This is a genomic window from Microbacterium jejuense (genome assembly GCF_019511665.1).
Classification (GTDB): domain Bacteria; phylum Actinomycetota; class Actinomycetes; order Actinomycetales; family Microbacteriaceae; genus Microbacterium; species Microbacterium jejuense_A.
In genome coordinates this window covers 1-23,382 of record NZ_JAEUAW010000025.1, presented here as the reverse complement: position 1 = coordinate 23,382, position 23,382 = coordinate 1, and the positions used below count along the sequence as shown (strand labels likewise).

The 23,382-nt window shown below is 71.6% G+C and carries 23 protein-coding genes; 12 read left to right on the top strand and 11 right to left on the bottom strand.

From position 1 onward, the window contains the following. From JNB62_RS18760 to JNB62_RS18750, 3 genes are all read left to right on the top strand, one after another. Positions 1–794, top strand: a 794-nt coding sequence (locus JNB62_RS18760) for a helix-turn-helix domain-containing protein (protein WP_220302407.1), incomplete at its 5' end; no start/stop codon positions are given. A 107-nt stretch (positions 795–901) separates the two neighbouring features. Further along, positions 902–2,602, top strand: coding sequence for a SulP family inorganic anion transporter (locus JNB62_RS18755; protein ID WP_220302406.1), 1,701 nt, complete (start codon positions 902–904; stop codon positions 2,600–2,602). Between the two features lie 83 nt (positions 2,603–2,685). Next, positions 2,686–4,887: an ATP-dependent Clp protease ATP-binding subunit gene (locus JNB62_RS18750; RefSeq protein WP_220302405.1), complete on the top strand. Its 2,202-nt coding sequence runs from the start codon at positions 2,686–2,688 to the stop codon at positions 4,885–4,887. A 99-nt stretch (positions 4,888–4,986) separates the two neighbouring features. Here the strand turns inward: JNB62_RS18750 and JNB62_RS18745 are convergent, their stop codons facing one another. Next, a complete protein-coding gene (locus JNB62_RS18745; protein WP_220302404.1) occupies positions 4,987–5,568 on the bottom strand; it encodes a nitroreductase family protein in 582 nt (193 codons plus the stop codon). A 133-nt stretch (positions 5,569–5,701) separates the two neighbouring features. Between JNB62_RS18745 and JNB62_RS18740 the strand changes: the two genes are divergently transcribed. Further along, positions 5,702–6,544, top strand: a complete 843-nt coding sequence (locus JNB62_RS18740; RefSeq protein ID WP_220302403.1) for a UbiA family prenyltransferase — start codon at positions 5,702–5,704, stop codon at positions 6,542–6,544. Between the two features lie 29 nt (positions 6,545–6,573). Here the strand turns inward: JNB62_RS18740 and JNB62_RS18735 are convergent, their stop codons facing one another. The 4 genes from JNB62_RS18735 to JNB62_RS18720 form a co-directional block, all read right to left on the bottom strand. Next, positions 6,574–7,719, bottom strand: coding sequence for an FAD-dependent oxidoreductase (locus tag JNB62_RS18735; RefSeq protein ID WP_308291848.1), 1,146 nt, complete (start codon positions 7,717–7,719; stop codon positions 6,574–6,576). Then, positions 7,706–8,410, bottom strand: coding sequence for a methyltransferase domain-containing protein (locus JNB62_RS18730; RefSeq protein WP_220302402.1), 705 nt, complete (start codon positions 8,408–8,410; stop codon positions 7,706–7,708). The genes JNB62_RS18735 and JNB62_RS18730 overlap by 14 nt, the downstream gene beginning before the upstream one ends. Before the next feature lie 34 nt (positions 8,411–8,444). Further along, on the bottom strand, positions 8,445–9,602 hold the full coding sequence (locus JNB62_RS18725; protein ID WP_220302401.1) for a type III polyketide synthase: 1,158 nt from the start codon (positions 9,600–9,602) through the stop codon (positions 8,445–8,447). 136 nt (positions 9,603–9,738) lie between these two features. Continuing rightward, on the bottom strand, positions 9,739–11,160 hold the full coding sequence (locus JNB62_RS18720; protein WP_220302400.1) for an MFS transporter: 1,422 nt from the start codon (positions 11,158–11,160) through the stop codon (positions 9,739–9,741). A gap of 58 nt (positions 11,161–11,218) precedes the next feature. Here JNB62_RS18720 and JNB62_RS18715 point away from each other — a divergent pair, with 58 nt between their 5' ends. The 3 genes from JNB62_RS18715 (at position 11,219) to JNB62_RS18705 (ending at position 12,778) form a co-directional block, all read left to right on the top strand. Beyond that, the gene (locus JNB62_RS18715) at positions 11,219–11,752 is read left to right on the top strand and encodes a winged helix-turn-helix domain-containing protein (protein ID WP_220302399.1); all 534 of its coding nucleotides are present in this window, start codon (positions 11,219–11,221) and stop codon (positions 11,750–11,752) included. Between the two features lie 82 nt (positions 11,753–11,834). After that, positions 11,835–12,302: a ribonuclease E activity regulator RraA gene (gene rraA, locus JNB62_RS18710; protein ID WP_220302398.1), complete on the top strand. Its 468-nt coding sequence runs from the start codon at positions 11,835–11,837 to the stop codon at positions 12,300–12,302. Positions 12,303–12,367: 65 nt separating this feature from the next. After that, a complete protein-coding gene (locus JNB62_RS18705) occupies positions 12,368–12,778 on the top strand; it encodes a VOC family protein (RefSeq protein ID WP_220302397.1) in 411 nt (136 codons plus the stop codon). Positions 12,779–12,794: 16 nt separating this feature from the next. Here JNB62_RS18705 and srmL read toward each other — a convergent pair whose 3' ends face one another. Further along, complete coding sequence (srmL, locus tag JNB62_RS18700) at positions 12,795–13,919, bottom strand: PheS-related mystery ligase SrmL (RefSeq protein WP_220302396.1); 1,125 nt, start codon at positions 13,917–13,919, stop codon at positions 12,795–12,797. Between the two features lie 256 nt (positions 13,920–14,175). Between srmL and JNB62_RS18695 the strand changes: the two genes are divergently transcribed. Continuing rightward, the gene (locus JNB62_RS18695) at positions 14,176–14,736 is read left to right on the top strand and encodes a hypothetical protein (protein ID WP_220302395.1); all 561 of its coding nucleotides are present in this window, start codon (positions 14,176–14,178) and stop codon (positions 14,734–14,736) included. 231 nt (positions 14,737–14,967) lie between these two features. Here JNB62_RS18695 and JNB62_RS18690 read toward each other — a convergent pair whose 3' ends face one another. Together JNB62_RS18690 and JNB62_RS18685 are read right to left on the bottom strand one after the other, a co-directional pair. Then, positions 14,968–16,071: an ABC transporter permease gene (locus JNB62_RS18690; protein WP_220302394.1), complete on the bottom strand. Its 1,104-nt coding sequence runs from the start codon at positions 16,069–16,071 to the stop codon at positions 14,968–14,970. Beyond that, on the bottom strand, positions 16,068–16,952 hold the full coding sequence (locus tag JNB62_RS18685) for an ABC transporter ATP-binding protein (protein WP_220302393.1): 885 nt from the start codon (positions 16,950–16,952) through the stop codon (positions 16,068–16,070). Before JNB62_RS18685 ends, JNB62_RS18690 begins: the two co-directional genes overlap by 4 nt. 232 nt (positions 16,953–17,184) lie before the next feature. Here JNB62_RS18685 and JNB62_RS18680 point away from each other — a divergent pair, with 232 nt between their 5' ends. Further along, positions 17,185–17,754, top strand: a complete 570-nt coding sequence (locus JNB62_RS18680) for an NADPH-dependent FMN reductase (protein WP_220302392.1) — start codon at positions 17,185–17,187, stop codon at positions 17,752–17,754. A gap of 362 nt (positions 17,755–18,116) precedes the next feature. Here the strand turns inward: JNB62_RS18680 and JNB62_RS18675 are convergent, their stop codons facing one another. Further along, entirely contained in the window at positions 18,117–18,785 is a 669-nt protein-coding gene (locus JNB62_RS18675; protein WP_220302391.1) for a response regulator, read from the bottom strand. After that, on the bottom strand, positions 18,782–20,059 hold the full coding sequence (locus JNB62_RS18670; RefSeq protein WP_220302390.1) for a sensor histidine kinase: 1,278 nt from the start codon (positions 20,057–20,059) through the stop codon (positions 18,782–18,784). Before JNB62_RS18670 ends, JNB62_RS18675 begins: the two co-directional genes overlap by 4 nt. A gap of 149 nt (positions 20,060–20,208) precedes the next feature. On the opposite strand from JNB62_RS18670, the gene JNB62_RS18665 reads away from it, so the two are divergent. Genes JNB62_RS18665 through JNB62_RS18655 form a run of 3 tightly spaced genes read left to right on the top strand, consistent with a single transcriptional unit; the run spans position 20,209 to position 22,025 of the window. Beyond that, positions 20,209–20,646, top strand: coding sequence for a VOC family protein (locus JNB62_RS18665; protein ID WP_220302389.1), 438 nt, complete (start codon positions 20,209–20,211; stop codon positions 20,644–20,646). Continuing rightward, positions 20,647–21,378: a winged helix-turn-helix transcriptional regulator gene (locus JNB62_RS18660; RefSeq protein WP_220302388.1), complete on the top strand. Its 732-nt coding sequence runs from the start codon at positions 20,647–20,649 to the stop codon at positions 21,376–21,378. A gap of 23 nt (positions 21,379–21,401) precedes the next feature. Beyond that, positions 21,402–22,025, top strand: a complete 624-nt coding sequence (locus JNB62_RS18655) for a dihydrofolate reductase family protein (protein WP_220302387.1) — start codon at positions 21,402–21,404, stop codon at positions 22,023–22,025. A 352-nt stretch (positions 22,026–22,377) separates the two neighbouring features. On the opposite strand, the gene JNB62_RS18650 is transcribed toward JNB62_RS18655, so the two are convergent. Continuing rightward, a partial coding sequence (locus JNB62_RS18650) for an Ig-like domain-containing protein (protein ID WP_223231266.1) occupies positions 22,378–23,382 on the bottom strand: 1,005 nt, incomplete at its 5' end.

Genomic DNA, 23,382 nt, shown 5'->3' with positions numbered 1-23,382 from the left:
CGCCCCGCGAGTACTGGGGCCACACCGACCCCCGCGTGCGAGACGCCGTGCGCGCCGCCGTCGCGCGCGACGCGTGGGTGCTGAGCGTGTGCAGCGGCTCGTTCATCCTCGCCGAGGCGGGCGTGCTCGACGGCCGAAAGGCCACGACCCACTGGATGTACGCCCACGTCATGGCGTCGATGTACCCCGCGATCGAGGTCGATCCCGACGTGCTGTACGTGCAGGACGGCCGCATCATCACGAGCGCCGGCACCGCCGCCGGCATCGACGCGTGCCTGCACCTGCTGCGGCAGGAGCTCGGTGCCGAGCTCACGAACAAGATCGCCCGGCGCATGGTCGTGCCCCCGCAGCGCGACGGCGGGCAGGCGCAGTTCATCGCGAGCCCGCTCCCCGCGACGACATCGCTCTCGCTCGCCCCGGTCACCGACTGGATGCTCGACAACCTCCGCCTCGACCTCACCGTCGACCAGCTCGCGGCGAAGGCGCACATGTCTCCGCGCACGTTCGCCCGCCGCTTCAAGGCCGACCATGGCGCGACGCCTGCGGCCTGGCTCGCGCGGCAGCGCATCATCCACGCGCAGCGCCTGCTCGAGAAGACCGATCTCGGGCTCGACCGCATCGCGTACGAGAGCGGGTTCGGGTCCGCCGCGGTGCTGCGGCAGAACTTCGCGAGGGTGCTCGGCACCACGCCCACCGCGTATCGCGCCCGCTTCGCGTGCGCCGATGACGAGATGGATGCCGCGGCCTCCGAGGTCGCGGCGGTCGAGGCATCCGCTCTCGAATCCGTCGCGTAGCGGGCGTTCCTGATCTCGGCGAAGGCGTGACGGAGATGCGCCTTCTCGCGGGTGCGGTGGGCGGCAGCCTTCGCGACAGCGCCGCACCCGTTCGCTAGCGTGGCAACGTGGGGTTCGATCCGCGCGCGTGGTTCTCGCGCAAGACACTGCGCCGCGACCTCGTGGCGGGGCTGACGCTCGGCGTCGAGAGCGTTCCCGACGGGCTGGCGCAAGGGCTGCTGTCGGGACTCAATCCGCTCGCCGGCCTCTACGGGCACCTCTTCGGCATGGTGGGCGCCGCACTGTTCACCAGCAGCGCGCTCATGACCGTGCAGGTCACCGGTGCGATGGCCCTCATCGTGTCGGACGCCGGGCTCGAGACCCTCGCCGACCCCGACCGAGCCCTCTACACGCTGACCATCATGAGCGGCGTGATCCTCGTGGCGGCGGGCCTGCTGGGCGCCGGACGGCTCGTGCGGTTCGTGCCGACGGCCGTCATGACCGGGTTCGTGACCGCCGTCGGCGTCAACATCGTGCTCGGACAGCTGTCGAACTTCACCGGGTACGCGTCGCACGGCGGCAACCGCATCGTGAAGACGATCGACCTGGTCGTCCACGTGCGCGACTGGAGTCTCGCCGCCGTCGTCGTCGGCACGATCACGGTCCTGATCATCGTGCTGCTGCAGAACACCCGTGTGGGCGCGCTCGCGCTCGTGGTCGCCGTCGTGGTCGGGTCGATCGCCGCCGTCATGCTCGACCTGTGGGTCGCCACGCCCGTGACGCTCCTGCGCGATCTCGTGGCCGTCCCGGGCTCGCTGCCCACACCGGTGCTGCCCAGCCTCGACGACGTCGGGTTCGTGCTGCTGCCGGCGATCTCGCTGGCGTTCGTCGCGATGGTGCAGGGCGCGGGGGTGTCGTCCGGCATCCCCACTCGCGACGGAAAGCCCGCAGACACCTCCCGCGACTTCATCGGGCAGGGCGCGGGCAACATCGTGTCGGGCCTGTTCCGCGGGATGCCGGTCGGCGGGTCGTCGTCGGGCTCGGCGCTCGTCGCGACGGCCGGAGCGCGGACCCGACTCGTGTACTTCGTCGCCGGCGTCGTGATGTCACTGGTGATCCTGCTCGCGTCAGGGCTCGTCGCATACATCGCGATGCCCGCGCTCGCGGGGCTGCTGATCGTCGTGGGCGTGACCGCCATCAAGCCCAGCCGCGTCTACTCGGTCATCAGGAGCGGCCCGCTGCCGACCGTCGTCATGGCCGTGACGTTCGTGCTCACGCTGCTGATCCCGCTGCAGTTCGCCGTGCTCGCCGGCGTGGGGCTCGGCATCATCATGTTCGTCGCGCAGCAGTCCAACCGCGTGCGGGTGCGCCGGGTCGTGTTCGCCGACGACGGCCGCATGCGCGAGATCGACCCGCCGGCCGAGGTTCCGCCGAATGAGATCGTCGTGCTGCAGCCGTACGGCAGTCTGTTCTTCGCGAGTGCCCCGACGTTCGAGCGCCAGCTGCCCGAGGTCACCCCCGAGTCGACGCGCTCGATCGTCATCGTGCGGCTCCGGGGCACCGACGAGGTGGGGCTGGCCTTCGTGGAGGTGCTCCGGCGGTACGCCCATGAGCTGCGCGCGAGGGAGTCGAGTCTCAAGCTCGTCGTCAGCGAGGCCCGCGTCATCCGGCAGCTGGAGGCCGGCGGCCTGCGCGGCGAGATGGGGGAGGCCAACATCTACCGCGGCTCCGAGTGGGTGGGCGCGGCCCTGCGGCGCGCATACGACGACGCTCGCGAAGAGCTGCGTGCCGAGCCCCGGGACGGGCCGCGGGAGCCGCGTGGGAGCTGAGGCGTCTTGCCGCGGCATCCCTCGCTTGGTAAACTTGAGTCAAGACGGCTCAACTTTGAAGCCTCACAGATTTCAGGAGACACATGAACGCCACGCAACAGCCCGGACAGGAGGAGGCGCAGAGCGCCCTCGAGCAGTTCGGCATCAACCTCACCGACCGCGCCCGGCAGGGCAAGCTCGACCCGGTCATCGGGCGGGACAGCGAGATCCGACGCGTCAGCCAGGTGCTGACCCGCCGCACCAAGAACAACCCCGTGCTCATCGGCGAGCCCGGCGTCGGCAAGACCGCCGTCGTCGAGGGCCTGGCCCAGCGCATCGTCGCGGGCGATGTCGCCGAGTCGCTCAAGAACAAGGAGCTCGTGACCCTCGACATCTCGGCGCTCGTCGCCGGCGCGATGTACCGCGGGCAGTTCGAGGAGCGCCTCAAGAGCGTCCTCAAAGAGATCACCGAGTCCGACGGGCGCATCATCACGTTCATCGACGAGCTGCACGTGCTCATGGGCGCGGGTGGCGGCGAGGGGTCGGTCGCAGCATCCAACATGCTCAAGCCGATGCTCGCGCGCGGGGAGCTGCGCCTGATCGGCGCGACCACGCTCAACGAGTACCGCGAGTTCATCGAGAAGGATGCCGCGCTCGAACGCCGCTTCCAGCAGGTGTACGTGGGCGAGCCGTCGGTCGAAGACACCGTCGCGATCCTGCGCGGTCTGAAGGAGCGGTACGAGGCCCACCACAAGGTGGCCATCGCCGACACGGCGCTCGTGGCCGCGGCATCTCTCAGCCACCGCTACATCCCGAGCCGTCAGCTGCCCGACAAGGCCATCGACCTGATCGACGAGGCCGCGTCGCGCCTGCGCATGGAGATCGACTCCGCACCGCTGGAGATCGACGAGCTGCGCCGGCACGTCGACCGCCTGAAGCTGGAGGAGCTCGCGCTCAAGAAGGAGAAGGACGACGCATCCAAGGAGCGCCTCGCCACGCTGCGGGAGACGCTCGCGGGCGAGCAGGCCCGGCTCGGCGAGCTGCAGGACCGGTGGGAGCGCGAGCGCGCGTCGCTCAACCGCGTCGGCGACCTCAAGACCAAGCTCGACGCCGCGCGCATGGAGGCCGAGCGCGCGCAGCGCGAGGGCAACCTCGAGAAGGCGTCGCGCCTGCTGTACGCCGAGATCCCGGCGCTGGAGCGGCAGCTCGTCGAGGCCGAGCGCGAAGAGCCCGCGGGTGACCGCATGGTCAACGAGCAGGTCACCGACGAAGACATCGCGGCGGTCATCGCGGCGTGGACCGGCATCCCGGTCGGCCGCCTGCTGCAGGGCGAGACCGAGAAGCTGCTGCACCTGGAGGCCGAGCTCGGCAAGCGCCTGATCGGGCAGAAGGATGCCGTCAAGGCGGTGTCGGACGCCGTCCGCCGTTCGCGCGCCGGCATCAGCGACCCGGGTCGCCCGACCGGCTCGTTCCTGTTCCTCGGGCCGACCGGCGTCGGCAAGACCGAGCTCGCCAAGGCGCTCGCCGAGTTCCTCTTCGACGACGAGCACGCCATGGTGCGCATCGACATGTCGGAGTACGGCGAGAAGCACTCCGTCTCGCGCCTGGTCGGCGCCCCTCCCGGGTACATCGGCTACGAGCAGGGCGGTCAGCTGACGGAGGCCGTCCGCCGGCGCCCGTACTCGGTCGTGCTGCTGGACGAGGTCGAGAAGGCGCACCCCGAGGTGTTCGACGTGCTGCTGCAGGTCATGGACGACGGCCGCCTCACCGACGGTCAGGGGCGCACGGTCGACTTCTCGAACGTGATCCTGATCCTCACGTCGAACCTCGGCTCGCCGATCCTGATCGACCCGACGCTGTCGACCGAGCAGAAGCGCGAGTCGGTCATGGCGATCGTGCGGCAGGCGTTCAAGCCGGAGTTCCTCAACCGCCTCGACGACATCGTGATGTTCTCGGCGCTCAGCGAGGACGACCTCGCGCAGATCGTCGAGCTGGCGGTCGACGCGCTGCACCGGCGCCTGCACGACCGCCGACTGACGCTCGCGGTGACGCCCGACGCGCGCGCGTGGCTCGCCGAGCGCGGGTACGACCCGGTGTTCGGCGCCCGGCCGCTGCGCCGCCTCATCCAGTCCGAGATCCAGGACCGCCTGGCGATGGCGCTGCTGTCGGGCGGCGTGCGCGACGGCGACGTCGTGCGCGTCGACGTGGCCGCCGACGGCTCGCAGCTCGTGCTCACGAGCGACGGTCCGTCGTCCAGTGCCGCCGCGGACGACGACGTGATCGAGGCCGAGCTGCTCGACGACTGACCCTGGGCAGTCGTCCCGAATTCGATTCGGGATGTGGAATGACGGATGCCTCGGCCGCAGGTTGCGGTCGAGGCATCCGTTTCGTGCGGCCGGCGCGGCTCAGTCGTTCACGACGACAGACTCGGCGACGGGCCGGCGGACGCGCGGCGCGGTCTCACGCGCCTGCAGCTCGGGGCCGGCGGCGCGGATGTCGCCGAGCTCGCCCACGGCCATGACCGTGATCGGCGTGAAGTCGTCGCTCAGGCCGAAGGCCGCCGAGATCGCGGCGCGGTCGAAGCCGCCCATCTGGTGGGTCGAGAGGCCGTCGGCGTGCGCCTGCACCGTGAAGTGCGCGGCGACCTGGCCGGTGTCGTACTGCGCCCACGGCATCGGCTGGCCGTCGCGGGTCGTCTCGGCGACGAAGACGACGAGCGCCGACGCGTCGCCCGCCCACGCGCTGTTGAAGCCGGCGAGCGCGGCGAGCACGGCCGCGTGCGAGTCCGATCCGCGGCGGGCGACGATCACGCGCCACGCCTGCGTGTTGGCAGCCGTGGGCGCCCAGCGGGCGGCTTCGAGCGCGCTCGCGAGCGCGGCCTCGTCGATGACGGCGTCGCGATCGAAGATGCGCGTGCTCCAGCGCTCGGCGAGGATGTCGATGATGGGGGCGTCGGTCTCGGCGGTGCGGTCGATGACGGTGGACATGGGCTGTCTCCTCAGCTGTCGTGCGATGTGCCGGGACGCCGTCGGCCCAGGTGCATGCAACCGCATGCACCTCTGGAGCATTCCCGGCATCGACCCGGGCGGTGCGCGGGCAGGCGCGTGAGAGCATCGACACGTGCGCACCGTCCGCGCCCTGTGGGGCTCTTCGCATCCGGGCCCCACGCTGGTGGTGTCCGCGCTCGCCTTGGCGCTCGGTCTCGCGACGGGATTGGATGCCGGGCGCCTGGCATTGCTGACGGTCGCGGTGTTCGCGGGCCAGCTGTCGGTCGGCGTCTCGAACGACGCGTTCGATGCCGCGCGCGATCGCGAGGTCGGACGCACCGACAAGCCCCTGGCGCGCGGCGACGTGGCCGTCTCGGTCGCGTGGGCAGCCTCGGCGGCGCTGCTGGCGGTCGCCCTCGTGCTCTCGGCGTTCCTCGGCTGGCGCATGCTGACGGCGCATGCCCTCGCGCTGGGCTCGGCCCTCGCGTACAACGCCGGGCTCAAGTCCACGCCGTGGTCGATCGTGCCGTTCCTCGTGAGCTTCGGCCTGTTCCCCTCGCTCGCGACCCTCTCGGCGCCCGTCCCGGCCTTCGCCGCCAGCTGGGCGTGGCTCGCCGGTGCCGCGCTCGGCGCCGCCGTGCACCTGACGAACGTGCTGCCCGACCTCGACGACGACGCCCGCACCGGCGTTCGCGGCCTGCCGCACCGGCTCGGGCCGCGAGCGTCGGCGGTGGCGGCCGCCCTGTCCGTCGTCGCGGGGGCGGTCGCGGTGCTGCTCGGGGCGGCGGGCGGTGACCTCGCGGCGGTGTCGCCGGTGTCGTGGGTGTTCTTCGCGGCGGTCGTGGTGGTGGCTGCCGTCACCGCGTGCCGTGCGATCACGCGACCGCCGACGCGTGCGCTCTTCCGTCTTGTGATGCTCGCCGCGCTGCTGCTGGCCGCGCAGCTCGTGGCGTCGGGCAGCGCGCTGGCCGCCTGACCCGCCGCGCCGTCGCCGCGCGCGCCGTGTCACGCGTCGAGGTCGAAGCCCATCGCGTAGGCGCGTGCGAACAGCTGCGCGGTGGGCGGTGCGAGCATCGCCCGCACGACTCCGCGTCGCGGGCCGTCGGCGGTGCCCAGGGGGCGGCCCAGCGCGGTGTTCGCGAACGCCAGCGCCGCCGCGCGCCGGGCCGAGACGACGCGCCGCGCCTCCCACCGCTCCAGCCCGGCAGGCGGCGCGCCACCCTCACGGACCCACTCCACCAGCAGCGGCGCGAGGGTCGCGGCGTCCAGCAGGCCGAGGTTCATGCCCTGGCCGCCGATCGGGCTGACCTCGTGTGCCGTGTCGCCGATCGCGAAGATGCGCCCGCGGCGCAGGCGCGGGGCGACGACCCGGCGCACGCCGAACGAGGTCGCGCCCGACACAGCGGCCGCGGCCTCCGGCTCGCCCCGGCGCACGAGCGCCGCGCGCAGGCGCTCCCGTCGCGCGTCCGGGCCATCGTCTCCATCGGGCGCGTCCCATGCCACGTAGCGGCGCCGCCCTCCTGGCAGCGGAAAGGACTCGAGCACGCCGTCGGGGTCGAGATGGACCACCGCCACCTCGGCATCCGCGCCACCGGGGGCGGCGGCATCCGTCATCAGGTACCGGTCGCGATACTCGCGCGCGGGCACGGCACCGGGCCGGAAGACGAGTTCGCGACCGCCCGCACCCGCCGGCACGACGACGAGCCGGCTCTCCATCTCGATGATCCGGCCCTGCAGCGCGGCGCGCACGACGACCGCGTCGCCGCGAGGAATGACGGCGAGCGCGCGGGCCCCGCGCAGCGGCTCGGGAGCGCGTGCGCCGAGCACCTCCTCGGTGCGGGACTGGGGCAGCGTCGCCACGAAGGGGAACCGCGTCGTCAGGGCATCGAAGCGCACCGTTCCCAGCAGCCGTCCACGGCGCCGCGCCTCGCCCCGCCGCACCCGCAGGGCGTGGCTCAGCAGCTGGTCGGTGACGCCTGAGGGCTCCAGCGCCGCGAGGACGGGGGAGTGGATGCCGATGGCCCGGGTGCCCTCGCCGGCCACGGTGCGACGCTCGAGCAGTGCCACGTCGAGGCCCTGTCGCACGAGATCGCCGGCGAGCAGCATCCCGACGGGGCCCGCGCCGACGATCGTGACGTCACGCACGGCCACGCCCGACGGCCAGGACTCGGAACGGCGCGGGCGCGACCACCGACCACGCGTCGGATCCGCCGTCGTGCAGTGCCGCCGCGAGTTCGGCCCGCGTGTAGCTGCGGCGGATCGAGCGCAGCCCGTCCGTCCGCAGGAACGTGCCGGGGGCGAACGGCGTGACGCCGACGGCGTACAGCCCGTAGGCGAGCCGCGATCGTTCGATGTCGCTGTGCAGGACGATGCCGCGCGAGAGCGCGAGCGACTCGTCGGCGAAGGCGGGCAGCGCGGGGCCCAGATGATGCAGCACGTGGTTGGAGAGGACGGCGTCGAACGCCTCGTCCTCGCCGACGAGCGCGGCGGCGTCCGCGCGGCGGAAGGTCACCCCCGGGACCTCGTCGCGCGCCGTGGCGACGGCGTGGGCGCGCGGGTCGGGGTCGATGCCCGTCCATGCGACCTCGAGCCCGTCGCGGCGCGCGGCGGCGGCGAGGCGGACGACGAGGTCGCCCCCGCCCGAGCCGATGTCGAGCACGCGCGCGGGCCGGCCGAGCGCGGCCAGGTGCGGGCGCAGCCACGTGCGGTACGTCCGGCCCCACCCCGAGACCAGCCGGTTGATCGTGCCGAATCGCCGCAGCGTGGCCTCCAGCTGAACCGGATCGCACGCCGGGTCGTCCATGAGCTCCGCGAGCTCATCGTCGCGCACGGCGAGGCTCATCGGCGTGCCTCGCCGCCGTCGGACGTCAGGGGGCTCACGCGGATGCCGCCAGTGCGACCCGGTCGCCTGCCGCTGCGCGGGCGTGGGGGCGGCGACGGGTCAGCATCGCCGACTCGACGGTGAGGCCGGGGCCGAACGCGAGGCCGGCGATGCGCGCGCCGTCGTCCACGCTCTCGTCGCGCAGGAGTGCCTCGAGGATGAAGAGGATCGTCGCGCTCGACATGTTGCCGTACTCGCGCAGCACCGTCCGCGAGGCCGCGAGGGCTTCAGGCGGCAGCTCGAGCCCCGACTCGACGCGGTCGAGCACGCTGCGGCCGCCGGGGTGGACGGCCCACACCTCCGGCGGCGCGTCGTCGCCCAGGAACCGCCCGACCGCTCCGCGGATCTCGCGGCCGATGATGCGCGGCACCTCCGCCGACAGCACCATCTCGAAGCCGTGGTCGCCGATCGTCCAGACCATGTCGGTCTCGCCCTCGCTCGTGAGGGTGGATCCGAACCGGTCCAGGTCGAATCCGCCGGCTCGCCCTGTCGCCGCGTCCGAGGTCACGACGGCGGCGGCCGCTCCGTCGGCGAAGACCGACGCCGCCACGATCTGCTGCGGATCGCTCGACCGCCGCAGGTGCAGCGAGCACAGTTCCAGGCACACCACCAGGACGACGGCGGCGGGCCGGGTCGCCGCCAGCGCCGACGCGACACGCAGGGCGGGCAGCGCTGCGGCGCACCCGATGAACCCGAGATGACAGCGCTCGACGCTCGGCGGGAGGCCGAGATCGCGTACGAGCCGGTGGTCGAGACCGGGCGCGAACATCCCCGTGCACGACACGGTGACGACGTGCGTCACCTCGGCGGCGTCGACCGCGCCCTCGGCGAGCGCGGCGCGCGCGGCCTTCGCCGCCAGCTCGGGCGCGGCCGCGATGAAGAGGTCGTTGCGCTCGCCGGTGGAGGGGGAGAGGATGCCGCGCCCCGCGTCGAGGAACGCCGGGGCTCCCGGCATCCGAACGTCCGCGTCCGTGCCCAGTTCGGCCAGCACGGTGTGCCGGCGTCGGATGTCGGCCGCGTCGAAGACGGCCTGGATGCGGCGACGCGTGAGCCGGTCGAGACCCTCCTGCGCCGCGAAGAGGTCTCGCACGTCCTCCTGCCGGAGCTCGGTGCGAGGAACCGCCGTGCCGATCGAGACGATGCGGGCCGTCATGCAGCAACCTAAGCACGCTCGGCGCGGCTCACGCATCGTCTTGCTGGGATCGGATGCGTGGGGTACGCCCGGCGGCTGAGAGGGCGGATGCCTCGACCCGACCTGCACGACGGGCCGAGGCATCCTGGTTCCGGGGTCAGCCGGTCGCGGCGTCCGCGTGGTCGGCGTGGGCGTCGGGCAGGTCGCGCATCGTCCAGAAGGGGCCGATGATGACGAAGAGACCGGCCAGCAGCTCGCCGACGGCAGCGATCCAGATCGTGGGGACCGTGCCGATCCACGTGCCGAGGGCGCCCGCCAGCAGGGCGCCGATCGGCATGACGCCCCACACCACGAACCTGATGGACGCGTTCATGCGGCCGAGCAGCCGCGGCGGGGTGATCCGCTGGCGGAAGGTCACCTGCGTGATGTTGTAGAGCAGGATCGTGAAGCTCATGATGAAGCCCTGCACCACCAGCAGCGGGAAGGCGAAGGCGGGCACGAGCGAGATCGCCGGAAGGAACAGCGGGGCGAGGCTGAACGCGGCAGCGCTGATCGGGATCGCCCGCGCCTCGCCGACGCGCGCGATGATCCGCGGCGTGGCGACGGCCCCGACCAGGCCGCCGACGGCCGACAGCGAGAACACGATGCCGAACATCTGGGGGCTGAGGCCGAGCTCGCGCAGCACGAAGATCGGCACAAGGGTCTGCGCGATCGTGCCGAAGAAGTTCGCCGTCCCCGTCGTGCCGACGATGCGGCGCAGCAGCGGATTGCCGAACACCCAGCGCAGACCCTCGCCGATCTCGTGGACGAGGGGCTTGTGGTCCTCGGGGGCGCGCAGCTGCTCGTGGTCGCGCGTGAACAGCAGCGCGACGAACGACGCCGCGTAGGTGCCGACCGTGGCGAAGATGGCGATGGGCGCGGTCAGCACGCCGATGAGCCAGCCGCCGATGCCAGGTCCGGCGATGTTGGCGAGCTCGTACGTGGACTGCAGCTTGCCGTTCGCCTCGGCGATCTGATCCGTCCGCACGAGCGACGGGATGATGCTCTGGTACGACACGTCGAAGAACACCGTCGCGACGCCCATGATGAGGGCGACGACGATCATGTGCCAGATCTGCAGCATGCCGAGCAGCGCCAGCACTGGGAGCGTCGCGAGGGCGACGGCGCGGATGGCGTCGGCCCAGATCATCACGCGACGCTTGCGCATGCGGTCGATCCAGGCGCCGGCGGGAAGACCGACGACGAGGAAGGCCGCGACCTGCGCGGCGTTGAGGACGCCGACCTCCCACTCCGACGCGTCGAGCATGAGCACGGCGAGCACCGGGATCGCGAGCTCGGTGATCTGCGCGCCGAACTGGCTGAGCGCCTGGCCGCTCCACAGCGTGAGGAAGTTGCGGTCGCGCCACAGCGACCCCTTCGGAGCCGCCGGCGCCGCGGGAGCTGTGCGTGCGGCATCCTGATCCGCTTCGATGGCGTCGTCCACGCCTCCGCGCGTGGCGGCAGTGGATGCCTCGGCCCGGGCTTCGGCGAGTGCTCCGGGGTCTACGTCGACCGCCGGGGGCTCATCTGATTGGGACATGTCAATCAGTGTGAGCCACTGATTGAGATCTGTCAATCAGTATTGCTACGCTGAGGGCGTGACGAGCGGCGAAGAGCGGATCGAGCTGCGCCACGGCGACCCCGAGGCCGAGGCGCGCATGCGCGCGCTGAGCTCGCCGCTGCGTCTGCGCGTGCTGCGGCTGTGCGCCTTCGAATCCCGCACCAACAAGGAGCTCGCCGAGCTGCTCGGCATGAACCCGGGCACGATGCTGCACCACGTCCGCACACTCGTGCAGACCGGGTACCTGGCCGCCGAGCCCGAGCGCAGCGGGGCGCAGGGTGCCCGCGAGGTGCCGTACCGAGCCACCGGGCTGTCGTGGCGCACCTCCATGCCGGGCGGCTCGCCCGTGCTCATCGAGACGTTCCTGCAGCAGATCCAGGGCGTGCCCGACGACCAGCTCGACGCGACCTGGATGGGCCTCAAGGTGAACGCCGAGCACCGCGACGAGTTCCAGCATCGCCTCTACGAGCTCGTCAACGAGTTCAAGGAGCGCGGCCCCGATGCGGACGGCGACACGTACTCGTTCTTCAGCGTGCTCCACCCCGACCACAACCCGCCCGCGGCCCGCTGAAACTGCGCGACGGCAGAAAGACGCGCGATCTTCTGCCTCGCGTCAGCGGCGGGTGCGGCATCCCTCGCCCTAGCCTGGCCGCATGACGATCGCCACCGCAGACCTCTACGACGAACGGGGCGACGAGCTCGACGCGCTCGCCCTGCAGTTCCACGACCTCGGCGGGCGCCGCACGTTCGACGGCCCCGTGCGGACGGTGCGGTGCCATCGCGACAACGCGCTCGTCAAGGAGCTGCTCGCGACGCCGAGTTACGGCGCCGTGCTCGTGATCGACGGGGGCGGCTCGCTGGAGTCCGCCCTCGTGGGCGACCTCATCGCCGCCTCCGCTGTCGCGAACGGCTGGGCGGGACTCATCGTGCACGGCGCGATCCGCGATCGCGAGGCGCTCGCGGGCCTCGACCTCGGCGTGAAGGCGCTCGGCTCGAACCCGCGCAAGAGCGCCAAGGAGGGCGTCGGCGAGGTCGATGTCACCGTCACGATCGCGGGCGTGGCGTTCACGCCCGGGCGTCACGTGTGGGCCGATGCCGACGGCATCCTCGTCGAACGCTGAGGCCCCTGGACAGCCTCCCGAGGCAAGAGGATCGTGGATCCGGGAACGACCATTGGGAGGATGAGATGTTCACCACAAAGCAGGCGTATTCGAGCTTCGCCGTCCCCGACGTCGAAGAGGCCGTCGCCTTCTACCGCGACACCCTGGGACTCGACGTCACCGTCTGGGAGGAGATGGGCGGAGGGTTCACGTTCAAGCTGCCCGCGGGCGGCTCGGTCTTCGTGTACCCGAAGGAGGACCATGAGCCCGCGGTCTTCACGATCCTGAACTTCGGAGTCGACGACATCGACGCCGCCGTCGACGACCTCAACGCGCGCGGCGTCGTGACGAAGATCTACACCGACCCCGACTTCGGCACCGACGAGAAGGGCATCTCGCGCGGGTTCATGGGCGGGCCCGACATGGCGTGGTTCCGCGACCCGGCGGGGAACGTCATCTCGGTCGGCGTGATGACGCCGCAGATGCTGGGGGAGTGAACCGCCGGCCTTCTGCTCAGATGAGCTCCATCGCCGGTCCCTCATGGACGGCCTCGTAGATCGTGTTGCGGATCTCGTTGGCTCTCACGGCGGTGAGCGTGCGGTCGATGGGGCGAAGGACGATCCGCAACAGCACGTTGACCTGGCCACGCTGCGTGCCCAGACGAGTGCGCGCAGCCTCGGGCAGATCATCGTGCGGTGTCCGGCTGAGTTCCACGACGGACTCGATCACGTCGGCGTCGTCACCGAGCGCGGTGCGGATCCGGTCGCCCAGGGTCTCTTCGTCTTCTTCCTCGCTCACCACGACCGAGATGTCACGTCGGGTCGCAGGCAGGGGCGAGACGTGCTGCCACGCGTCCAGCGTGAGCATCTGGGACGCGATGCGCGGGTCGTCGGCGCGCAGGTACCGGATGTCGGGGATCCCCTTCCTGAGCATGAGAGCGCGCTCCAGCCCCATGCCGAGCGCGAGCCCGGACCACTGCTCGGGATCGAGTCCGGATCCGCGCAGCACGTCGGGGTGGATGCGTCCGCACTCGGCCAGCTCGAACCATTCGCCGTTGTGGAGGACATCGATCTGTCGCCCGCCGACCGTGTACGGGTGCGTGACGTCGGTCGCACGCCATTGCGCGCCGGGAAGCACGGCGCACACGAGAAGACCGATCATCGTCAGCATGTCGTCGTCGGTGGTCGGCGTGCTGCGGATGCGCCACAGGTCCACCTGGTGCGGCTCGCCGACGTGGCTGCGGTCGACGACGTCGCGCCGGTAGACCAGGCCGGGGACCACGATCAGCTCGTCGACGACGTCGCTGCGGCCCGCATAGCTTTCGAGCGCCGTCGGCAGATCGGCGCTGGTGTGGCTGCGCAGCATGACGGTCGGACTCAGATACCGCGTGTATCGCTGGGCGCGCGTGACGTCGTCCGGGTCGTATCCCAGGCGGTCGTAGTTGTCGCGCACCGGGACCACCGGCGAGCTTCGGACGAGACGGACAGAGCAGTTCCACTCGGACCGCAAGGCGGTGACGACGGCCTCGAGCAGAGCCTGGATGGCGTGCGGACCCTGCGCGGGGTCGGCGAGGTCGCGAACGCTCAGGGCTCGGCGCAGCTGTTCAGGGGTCAGGTAGGCGGCAGAGGGCGTGGACATGAGGAGGTCTCCGGAATCGTCGCAGGCTGGTGAAGTAAGCACTCCCCCCGGCCGTACCTGCGGAGACCTGATGCGCTATCGGCGCACGTCGAAGACCCCGCGGCCATATCCCGGCCGGGGGTGACGAAATCGCCGCTGCCCATGCATGGCACTCAGTGTACTGTCGCCCCCCAGTTCTCGGGGCGCGGCCCGCCCGTGCCCACATCCGGGGGCTGGCCCGATACCGGCACCGGAGCCGGGGCGGTTGGCTGACGTCATGCGACCTCTCGTCTTCTTCCGCGTCTGGGCGGCCGTCGGTCTCGGATGCCTGCCGCTGCTCGCCCTCCTGCTCGTGCCCCAGCTCATGCGCAGCCGCGCCGGCAGCGAGTCGCTCCTGATGATCGGTGTGCTCGCGCTGTTCGCGCTGGTCGCCGTCGCGGTGATCCTGAGCCCCGTCCTGAGTGCATTCGGGGCGCCGGTCGATGGCGCGTGGCAGCCGCGGACGGCCCTCCGCGCCACCCGCCGGGTGTGGCGGACGAGGCGCGGGCAGGCTTGGCTCGCCCTCGTCCTGTTCGCCGTGATCTACGTCGCCGGGCAGATCGCCGGCTACGCCGTCGGTGCGGTCGTGCCGTACGTGCACGACAACCCCGCTGCCGCCGCCGACCCCACTGCTCCGCTGTGGATCATCGACTATCCCGCGTACGCCCTGCAGGCGGCTGTGATCTACCTCTTCACCACGCTGGCGATCACCGCCTACGCCGCGCGGGTGCGCTCCCTCGCCGTGGCGTCACGGCCCGTCGTGCGCGTGGCGGCCGACGAGCTCGCCACCCGACCCTGACCACGAGGGATGCCTCGGCTCCGAGCCGGTGACCGCGGGCACGCCGGGCGGGAGCTCCCACCTTCGCGCTGCCGAAATCGGCATTCGCGCCCGAAGCTTTCGACAGCGCTTGACGGTTTCGACAGCGCGAACCGTGTCCCGGCGTCGAACCGGCGGCGGATGTCGATTCGGGCGGCGAGAACCGAGTGGATGCCGCACGCATGTGCGCGCGGCATCCACTCTTCTCCGGCGTCAGCCGGCGAGCGCCTCGGCGAGCTTCACACGGCCGCCCATGCGCAGCAGCGAGTTCTGGTAGATGCGCGCCGCCACGAGGATGGCGCCTACGCAGGTCGCGATGAGGATCACGAGCGACACGAGCGGCTCCCACCACTGCGCCTGACCGAGGAAGATGCGCATCGGCATGCCGACGGGGGCCGAGAACGGCACGTACGACATGATCGTCAGCACCAGCGGGTTGTCGTTGAAGAAGATCACGAGGAAGTACGGGGCCATGATCAGCATCGTGATCGGCATCGTGGTCGAGCCGATGTCTTCCTGACGCGACACCATCGATGCCGCCGCCGCGAACAGCGATGCGAGCAGGATGAAGCCGAACAGGAAGAAGATCGCGAACCAGGCGATCGGCGCTCCGAGCCCCTGCAGCAGGGCCGTCTGGTCGGTGACCGTGAGGCCGATGATCGCGATCGAGGCGAGCAGCAGGATCTGGCCCATCGCGAGGATCGTGTTGCCGATGACCTTGCCCGCCAGGAGAGACCGCACGGGGATCGCCGAGATCAGCAGCTCGACCACGCGCGTCTGCTTCTCTTCCACGACGCTCTGAGCGATGGTGCTGCCGAACAGCGACGCGGCCAGCAGGAACACGATGCCGAAGCCGATCGCGGCGATGTAGCCGAGCGCGGCGGCCTCGCCGCCCTCGGGATTCAGCAGCTCGACCGGCGGCAGCTGCGCGAGCGACAGCATCAGCTGCGTCGGCGCGGAATCGTCGGCGATCACCGCGAACCCCAGCGGTGACGACGAGTCGGCCACGACGGCGGCGTCGACCGTGCCGTCCTCGACGAGCGCCTGGGCGGCGGCCTTGTCGGCGACGTCGGTGACCTCCAGCCCGGGGACGCCCTCGATGTACTGCTGCGCGTCGGCCGTCACGGCGACGGGGGTGCCCGTCTGGTTGGCGGCCTGGACGCCGCCCCAGATGACCAGCGCCAGGGCGCCGAGCAGCAGGATCGCCGTCGAGATCACGAATGCCTTGCTGCGCAGCTTCGACGCGATCTCGCGTTCGGCGACGAGCCAGATGGCCTGCGGGGCGCCGAGCCCGGTGTTCGCAGGTGCGGTGCTCACTGGATGACCTCCTTGAAGATCTGGGCGAGGGAGGGATGCTGCGGCGCGAAGCTCGCGACATCCCCCTGTGCGACGGCCCGGCGCAGGACTCGCTGGGCCGTCTCGTCGCTGTCGGCGTCGAACACCGCGTACCCGCCGTCGAAGTCGAGCACCTCGACGCCGGGCTCGGAGCGCAGCCAGCCGGCGTCGCCGGCCGACACGAGCTCGAACCGGCGGGTGGAGTGCTGGGCGCGCAGTGCGTCGCGGGCGCCGGCGGCCCGGATCGTGCCGCCCGCGATGATGACGAGGTCGTCGCACAGGCGCTCGACGACGTCGAGCTGGTGCGACGAGAACAGCACCGCGGCGCCGGCCTTGGCCCGCTCCTGCAGCACGCCGGCGACGACGTCCACCGCGAGCGGGTCGAGACCCGAGAACGGCTCGTCGAGGATCAGCACCTCGGGGTCGTGCACGAGCGCGGCGGCGATCTGCGCGCGCTGCTGGTTGCCGAGCGACAGGGTCTCGACGTTGTCGTTCAGGCGCTCGCCGAGCCCGAGCTGCTCGAGCAGCGTGCGGGCGCGGGTCGTGGCATCCGCCTTCGAGAATCCGTGCAGGCGCGCGAGGTACACGATGTGCTCGAGCACTTTCATCTTCGGGTACAGCCCGCGCTCTTCGGGCATGTAGCCGAAGCGTCGGCGATCGGATGCCGTCACCTCGGCGCCGTCGAGCGTGACGGTTCCGGCATCCTTCGCCAGCACGCCCAGCACGATGCGCATGGTGGTGGTCTTGCCGGCGCCGTTGCCGCCGACGAAGCCGGTGAGCCGGCCCTGCCGCACGTCGAACGACACCCCGTCGAGTGCGCGGCGCCCGCCGTAGCTCTTGGTGACACCGCTCAGCTGCAGCATCCTGACTCCTCTCGTTCCCCCGCAGTCGAGGCTACGGAGGCTGGGGCGGCGCGTCCTCCCCCGTGCGACGGATTCCGCCGCGTCCGCCGTGCGGTGGAGGCCCGCCCGGGTGTCGTGTGAACGCGTTTTGCATACATCGGAATAGACCCCAGGTTCATGTGCTTGCATGAAGTTGGAACGTCCACGGTGGATCCTCGCCGTGGACCTTTTTCGTCGTGAAGGAGAAGGACACATGACCGACCGGACCATCGGCTACATCGTCGGCAGCATCTCGTCGACCTCGATCAACCGGCGCCTCGCGAAGGCGCTCGAGCGTCTCGCGCCCGCGGGCACCACGCTCGTCGAGATCCCGATCAAGGACCTCCCGTTCTACTCGCCCGACCATGACGCCGACTATCCGCAGGTCGCGCGTGACTTCAAGCAGGCGATCGCCGACGTCGACGGCGTCATCATCGTGACTCCCGAGTACAGCCGCTCCATCCCCGGCGTGCTCAAGAACGCGCTCGACTGGGCCGCCCGCCCGTGGGGCCAGGGCTCCTTCGACGGCAAGCCCACCGCCGTCATCGGCACGTCGGGCGGCGGCATCGCCACCGCTGCAGCGCAGCAGCACCTCAAGGCGATCCTCAGCCACTACAACGCCCCGACGCTCGGCCAGCCCGAGGGCTACGTGCAGACGACGCCCGGCCTGTTCACCGAGACCGGCGAGGTCACGAACGAGCAGACCGCCGAGTTCCTCGTCGCCTACCTCGAGGCCTTCACCGCCCTCGTCGAGCGTTACGCCCCGGTCGCCGTCGCGGCCTGAGCCCCGTCGTGGGCCGGCCATGTGCCGGCCCCGTTCCAGCCGATGGATGCCTCGGCCCTGGAGTCCTCGTGGACTCGGGCCGAGGCATCCCGTCGTCTCACCCCGAGTCGTTGGTCCGCCCGGGGCGTTTCGTCTCGCTCGTTCCTCGCTCGCTCAACGACCGGAACCCGGTTCTCGCTCGTTCCTTGCTCGCTCAACCACCGGAACCCGGTTCTCGGTCGTTCCTGGCTCGCTCAACGACCGGAACCCGGGTCTCGCTCGTTCCTCGCTCGCTCAACGAGCGGAACCGGGTTCTCGGTCGTTGAGCGGAGGTCGCTCTGGCGACCGAAGACGAAACGCCTCTCGCGGACAGTCGGCAGCGGTCAGGCCAGCCCGTGGCGGTGCGCGTACACCACTGCCGCCACCCGGTCGCGGGCGCCGAGCTTCTGCAGCACGTTCGACACATGGGTCTTGACCGTCGCCTCGCCGATGTACAGGCGCTGCGCGATCTCGGCGTTGCTCATGGCCTGTGCGACGAGGCGCAGCACTTCCGCCTCGCGCTCCGTCAGGTCGACCGCGGGGCGAGCCCGCTCGCGGGGCGGGTCCGGCAGCGACGCGGGAGGCGTGGCGAACCGGGCGATCACGCGCCGCGTGACCTCCGGGGCGAGCAGCGCGTCGCCGGCGGCGGCGACGCGCACCGCGGCGATGAGCTCTTCGGGGCCGGCGTTCTTGAGCAGGAATCCCGACGCGCCCGCGGCCAGCGCGTCGAACAGGTAGTCGTCGCGGTCGAACGTCGTGACCACGACGACCGCCGACTCGATGCCGGTGTCGGCGACGATGCGCCGCGTCGCCTCGAGTCCGTCCATCGCGGGCATCTGCACGTCCATGCTGATCACGTCGGGGCGGAGCGTGGATGCCGCCGCCACCGCCTCCACGCCGGTCGCGGCCTCGCCGACGACGACGATGTCGCCCGCCGATTCGAGGATCATGCGGAATCCGGCGCGCATGACGGCGTGGTCGTCGACCAGCAGCACGCGGATCGGCGCGCTCACGCGGTGACCTCGGCGTTGGCGTCGAGCGGCACCCGCAGCCTCACGAGGAACCCGCCGCGCGAGCGCGGCCGCGTCTCGAGCTCGCCGCCGGATGCCGCGGCGCGCTCGCGCATGCCGACCAGGCCCAGTCCGGGCCGCATGGGCGCCGCGACCGCGCGGCCGGTGTTGACCACCTCGAGCTCGACCGCATCGTCGCTGTAGCGCAGGCGGACGTCGGCGGCGGCATCGGGTCCGCCGTGGCGGCGCGCGTTCGTGAGCGCCTCCTGCGCGATGCGGTACACGTTCACCTGCACGAGGTCGGGGAGCGGCACGGGGTCGCCGACGACCGTCAGCGTCGTGGGGAGCCCGTTGTCGTTCGCGTGGGCGACGAGGTCGGGCAGGCCCGACAGGTGCACGGTGGATCCGGCGTCCGGGTCGGCGGCGGACGTGCGCAGCGTCTCGAGCAGCTGGCGCAGCTCGCCCAGCGCCGAGCGCGCCGACGCCTCGACGCCGAGGAGCGCCGAGCGGGCGGCATCCGGATCCCGCTCGAGCACTGCGCGGGCCGCACCCGCCTGCACACCCATCGCCGAGACGTGGTGCGCGACGACGTCGTGCAGCTCGCGAGCGATGCGCACGCGGTCGAGGGCGACGGCCTGGGCGGCGGTCACCTCGCGTTCGCGTTCGAGCTCATGCGTGCGCTCTTCGAGCGCGCCCCGCTCCAGCGCGGCGGCGTAGGCGCGGTCGCCCATGTAGTACGCGCCGCCGAAGAACGCCGCGTTGATGAGCAGCTGGATGAGCATCATCGCCGCGAACGGCGAGAACAGCCCGGCCTTCGACAGGGCGTCGTCGGAGGGATCGATGGCCGCCTCGAACATCGTGACGATCAGCCAGATGAACATGCCCACGATGACCGCCGCGCGCACCCACATGGCGCGGCGACGGTCGTCGACCCACGCGCCGACGGTGTACATCGCGATGAACATCGAGACGTTGGCGACGTAGAGGTCGGGGACGCGGAAGGTGACGCCCACGAAGAAGACGACCGCCACCGCCACTACGACGATCTCGGGGTACCGGCGCCGGACCGCCAGGGGCGCCGTGAGTCCGAACGAGTACAGCAGCGCCCACTGCGTGCCGTGCGCGGCGTCGTCGCCGTAGACGCCGGCGACCGATCCGAGGGCGGTGCTGAGCACCGCGGCGACGAACAGTGCGGCGGCGAGCCAGACGTCGCCGCGCAGCTCTCGCGATGTGGGCGGCGTGCGCCGGGGCGACGGCACGGGTGTCGGGACGGACATGCCTCCACGCTACGGACCCCGCCGGGCTGCGGCATCCGTCTTGCGGGGGAGAGGAGGGAGGAACTTGTTATTGACAAGCACGCTTGCTTTTTGCAACCATGGTTCCACCGCCGCCGGGATAGCCGGCGCCGCAACCAAGGAGCACGGCAATGACGCACATCTTCGTCAACATCCCGACGAGCGACCTCGAGCGCTCCAAGGCCTTCTACACGGCGCTCGGCGCCACGCTGAACCCGCAGTTCACCGACGACAACGCCGCGTGCATCGTGTGGGACGACAACGTGTACTTCATGGCGGTGACGAACGAGTACTTCGCGACCTTCACCGACAAGAAGACGGTCGACCCCCGCACGCACGCGCAGGTGCTCATCGCGCTCAGCCGCGAGTCGCGCGAAGCCGTCGACGAGATCATCGCCGCGGGCATCGCGGCCGGGGGCAGCGAGCCCACCGAGCCCAAGGACTACGGCTTCATGTACAGCCGCGACCTCGACGACCCCGACGGCAACGGCGTCGAGTTCTTCTTCATGGAGCCGGCGGCCGTCGAGCAGGGTCCCGACGCCTACCTGGCGGAGCAGGCGAAGGCGTAGGTGGCGTCCCGCAGCTACGGGCAGTACTGCGGGGTCACGACCGCCGTCGAGCTGATCGGGGAGCGGTGGGCGCTGCTCATCGTCCGCGATCTGCTCGTCGGCCCCCGCCGGTACACCGACCTCAAGCAGGGCCTGCCCAAGATCCCCACCAACATCCTCTCGACGCGACTCAAAGAGCTGCAAGAGAGCGGTGTCGTGCGCCGCGTGCCGCTGCTGCACTGCGGCCTCGTGTACGAGCTGACCCCCTACGGCCGCGAGCTGGAGCCGATCGTGCTCGCACTCGGACGGTGGGGGTTCGCGCAGATGGGCGACCCGCAGCCCGACGACGTGGTCACGGCGGACTCGCTGACGATGGCGCTGCGCACGGCTTTTCGGGGGGATGCCGCCACCGCCCTGCCTCCGGCCGACTATGAGCTGCACGTCGCTGGTTCGCCGGATGGGGGCGATGTCGTGCTGCGCGTGCAGGTTTCGGCCGACGGACTCCGCATCGCGCAGGTGCAGCCCGCCGGACGGCCGGTCGACCCGAAGCTCGGAACCCAGGCCTCGACCGCCGGCGACCCCGAGCTGGTGTTCGCCGCGGGGCCCGGCATCCGTCGCCTCATCTCGGGCGAGCTCACCCCGGCCGACGCCGTCGATCAGGAGGTGCTGGCCGTCGTCGCGGGTGACGCGACGCTTCTGGAGCGGTTCGCGCAGACGTTCCGCATCGAACCCGGGGTCATGCTCGTCGCGTAGCCCCACGTGGAAGGGAGGCGGCAATGACCGGCCGCATCTACATCGATCTGTTCACCACGCTCGACGGGGTCGCGCAGGCGCCCGGCGGCCCCGAGGAGGACCCGTCGAACGGGTTCCCGTTCGGCGGCTGGCAGGCGCCTTTCCCCGACGAGCAGATCGGCGCGGCGATCGGCCACGGCATCGAGGAGCTCGACGCCCTGCTGCTCGGTCGGCGCACGTACGACATCTTCGCGGGGTACTGGCCGCACCACACCGACGGCCCCGAGGGCGGCATCGGACGCAAGTTCGACGCCGTGCCCAAGTACGTCGCCTCGCGCGGCACGCCGGCGCTGGAGTGGCAGGGTTCGTCGCTGCTCGGCCCCGACCTCGCCGCCGAGGTGCGTGCGCTGCGCGACCGGCACGACAGCATCCACGTGATCGGCAGCATCGACTTCGCGCAGACGCTGCTGCGCGAGCAGCTGTTCGACGTGCTGACCCTGTGGGTGTACCCCGTGGTGCTCGGGCAGGGCAAGAAGGTCTTCCCCGACGGGGCAGCCCCGGCGAACGTCACGCTGCTCGAACCTGCGACCTCCGGTCCGCTCGGCGTCGTGCAGCTGCGCTACGGCCCCGCCGCCGGTCCCGTGCAGACCGGCACGATGGGCAGCTGACGCGGGGGAGTGGATGCCGCGACCCGCGGCTGCTCGTGCACGCGCTTCGCCGGCTCGCGTTCCGGCCGTTGAGCGAGCGAGGTACGAGCGAGACCCCCCGGTCGTTGAGCGAGCGAGGTACGAGCGAGACGAAACGCGTCGACGGCACGGTCGACCTCGTGGCAGTCCGCGTTTCGTCTGCGCGCGCCAGAGCGCGCTCCGCTCAACGACCGACACCCCCCGGTCGTTGAGCGAGCGAGGTACGAGCGAGACGAAACGCGTCGACGGCACGGTCGACCTCGTGGCAGTCCGCGTTTCGTCTGCGCGCGCCAGAGCGCGCTCCGCTCAACGACCGGCACCCGCCGGCCGGGTGTCAGCGGGTGAGGACGTGCAGTGTCACGTACGACACGCGGCCCTCGCGGCCGGAGGCGGGATCGACGTAGCGGATGCCGATGACGTGGTCGCCGGGTGACACGTTGTACACGGCGCGGCGCAGCGGGGTCCCGGTGAGGGTGTGGAGGTTGCCGGTCCAGGTGCCGTCGACCGACACGGCGACCGTGTGGCCGCTCAGTCCGCTGAGCAGCAGCGTCACATCGTCGGCCTGGAAGTCGAGGTCGAGGTTCTCGAGTCGGGCCTCCAGCGTGCCGTCCGCCGACGTCACCGTCGGCACGGGCATCGCGAACGGGCCGACGGGCGCGCTCGGCGCCGACGGCTCCTGACCGGCCGCCGTCTGCACCGCGCGCACGGTCATGCCCTCGTGGAGCAGGTCGCCGGGGATCGCCGCCGAGAAGCGGCCGGCGGCATCGGCCGTCGTGCGCGCGAGGACGGTGCCCGACTCGTCGAGCAGCACGACGTCGGCGCCGGCGACTCCGCTTCCGCTGACGGGCGCGGGCACAGGCGCCGCCAGATCGGCCGGGGCGTCGAGCTGTGCGGTCGCGGTCACCACGGGCTCGGGATCCGGCGTCGGCGTCGGCGTCGGGGTGGGCGCCGGCGTGCTGGGCACCGGTGCAGGTGTCGACGGCGACGGAGCAGGCTGCGCGGACCTCTCCGGTGCGGGGGCCGGCGGACTGACGGGCACCGGGTCGGCCACCGGCGCGTCGACGGCCTCCGCCGGGGCGTCGACGGGCTCGGCCCCCGTCTCGTCCGGCGGGGCGTCGACAGCGTCGGCGGCATCCTCCCGATCCGTCGTGGTCGCGTCGGCCGAGATGGCCGGCTCGGCCGGCGCGCTCCACGAAGGTGCGAGCGCGATCGCGACGGCGGCCGCGGCGGCCACCGCGAGCGCACCGACGCCGATCCCGATCGCCGTCACCGGGACGGCAGCGGTGCCGGCGCCCCCCGCGCCGGCACCCCCGCCGGAGGCGCCCCCCGGCGCCTGTCC

Coding starts and splice junctions, on each gene's coding strand:
- JNB62_RS18685 (WP_220302393.1), bottom strand. CDS start 16,952: ATGCTGCAGCTGAGCGGTGTCACCAAGAGCTACGGCGGGCGCCGCGCA.
- JNB62_RS18695 (WP_220302395.1), top strand. CDS start 14,176: ATGCGACCTCTCGTCTTCTTCCGCGTCTGGGCGGCCGTCGGTCTCGGA.
- JNB62_RS18665 (WP_220302389.1), top strand. CDS start 20,209: ATGACGCACATCTTCGTCAACATCCCGACGAGCGACCTCGAGCGCTCC.
- JNB62_RS18730 (WP_220302402.1), bottom strand. CDS start 8,410: ATGAGCCTCGCCGTGCGCGACGATGAGCTCGCGGAGCTCATGGACGAC.
- srmL (WP_220302396.1), bottom strand. CDS start 13,919: ATGTCCACGCCCTCTGCCGCCTACCTGACCCCTGAACAGCTGCGCCGA.
- JNB62_RS18655 (WP_220302387.1), top strand. CDS start 21,402: ATGACCGGCCGCATCTACATCGATCTGTTCACCACGCTCGACGGGGTC.
- JNB62_RS18750 (WP_220302405.1), top strand. CDS start 2,686: ATGAACGCCACGCAACAGCCCGGACAGGAGGAGGCGCAGAGCGCCCTC.
- JNB62_RS18745 (WP_220302404.1), bottom strand. CDS start 5,568: ATGTCCACCGTCATCGACCGCACCGCCGAGACCGACGCCCCCATCATC.
- JNB62_RS18680 (WP_220302392.1), top strand. CDS start 17,185: ATGACCGACCGGACCATCGGCTACATCGTCGGCAGCATCTCGTCGACC.
- JNB62_RS18720 (WP_220302400.1), bottom strand. CDS start 11,160: ATGTCCCAATCAGATGAGCCCCCGGCGGTCGACGTAGACCCCGGAGCA.
- JNB62_RS18705 (WP_220302397.1), top strand. CDS start 12,368: ATGTTCACCACAAAGCAGGCGTATTCGAGCTTCGCCGTCCCCGACGTC.
- JNB62_RS18725 (WP_220302401.1), bottom strand. CDS start 9,602: ATGACGGCCCGCATCGTCTCGATCGGCACGGCGGTTCCTCGCACCGAG.
- JNB62_RS18670 (WP_220302390.1), bottom strand. CDS start 20,059: ATGTCCGTCCCGACACCCGTGCCGTCGCCCCGGCGCACGCCGCCCACA.
- rraA (WP_220302398.1), top strand. CDS start 11,835: ATGACGATCGCCACCGCAGACCTCTACGACGAACGGGGCGACGAGCTC.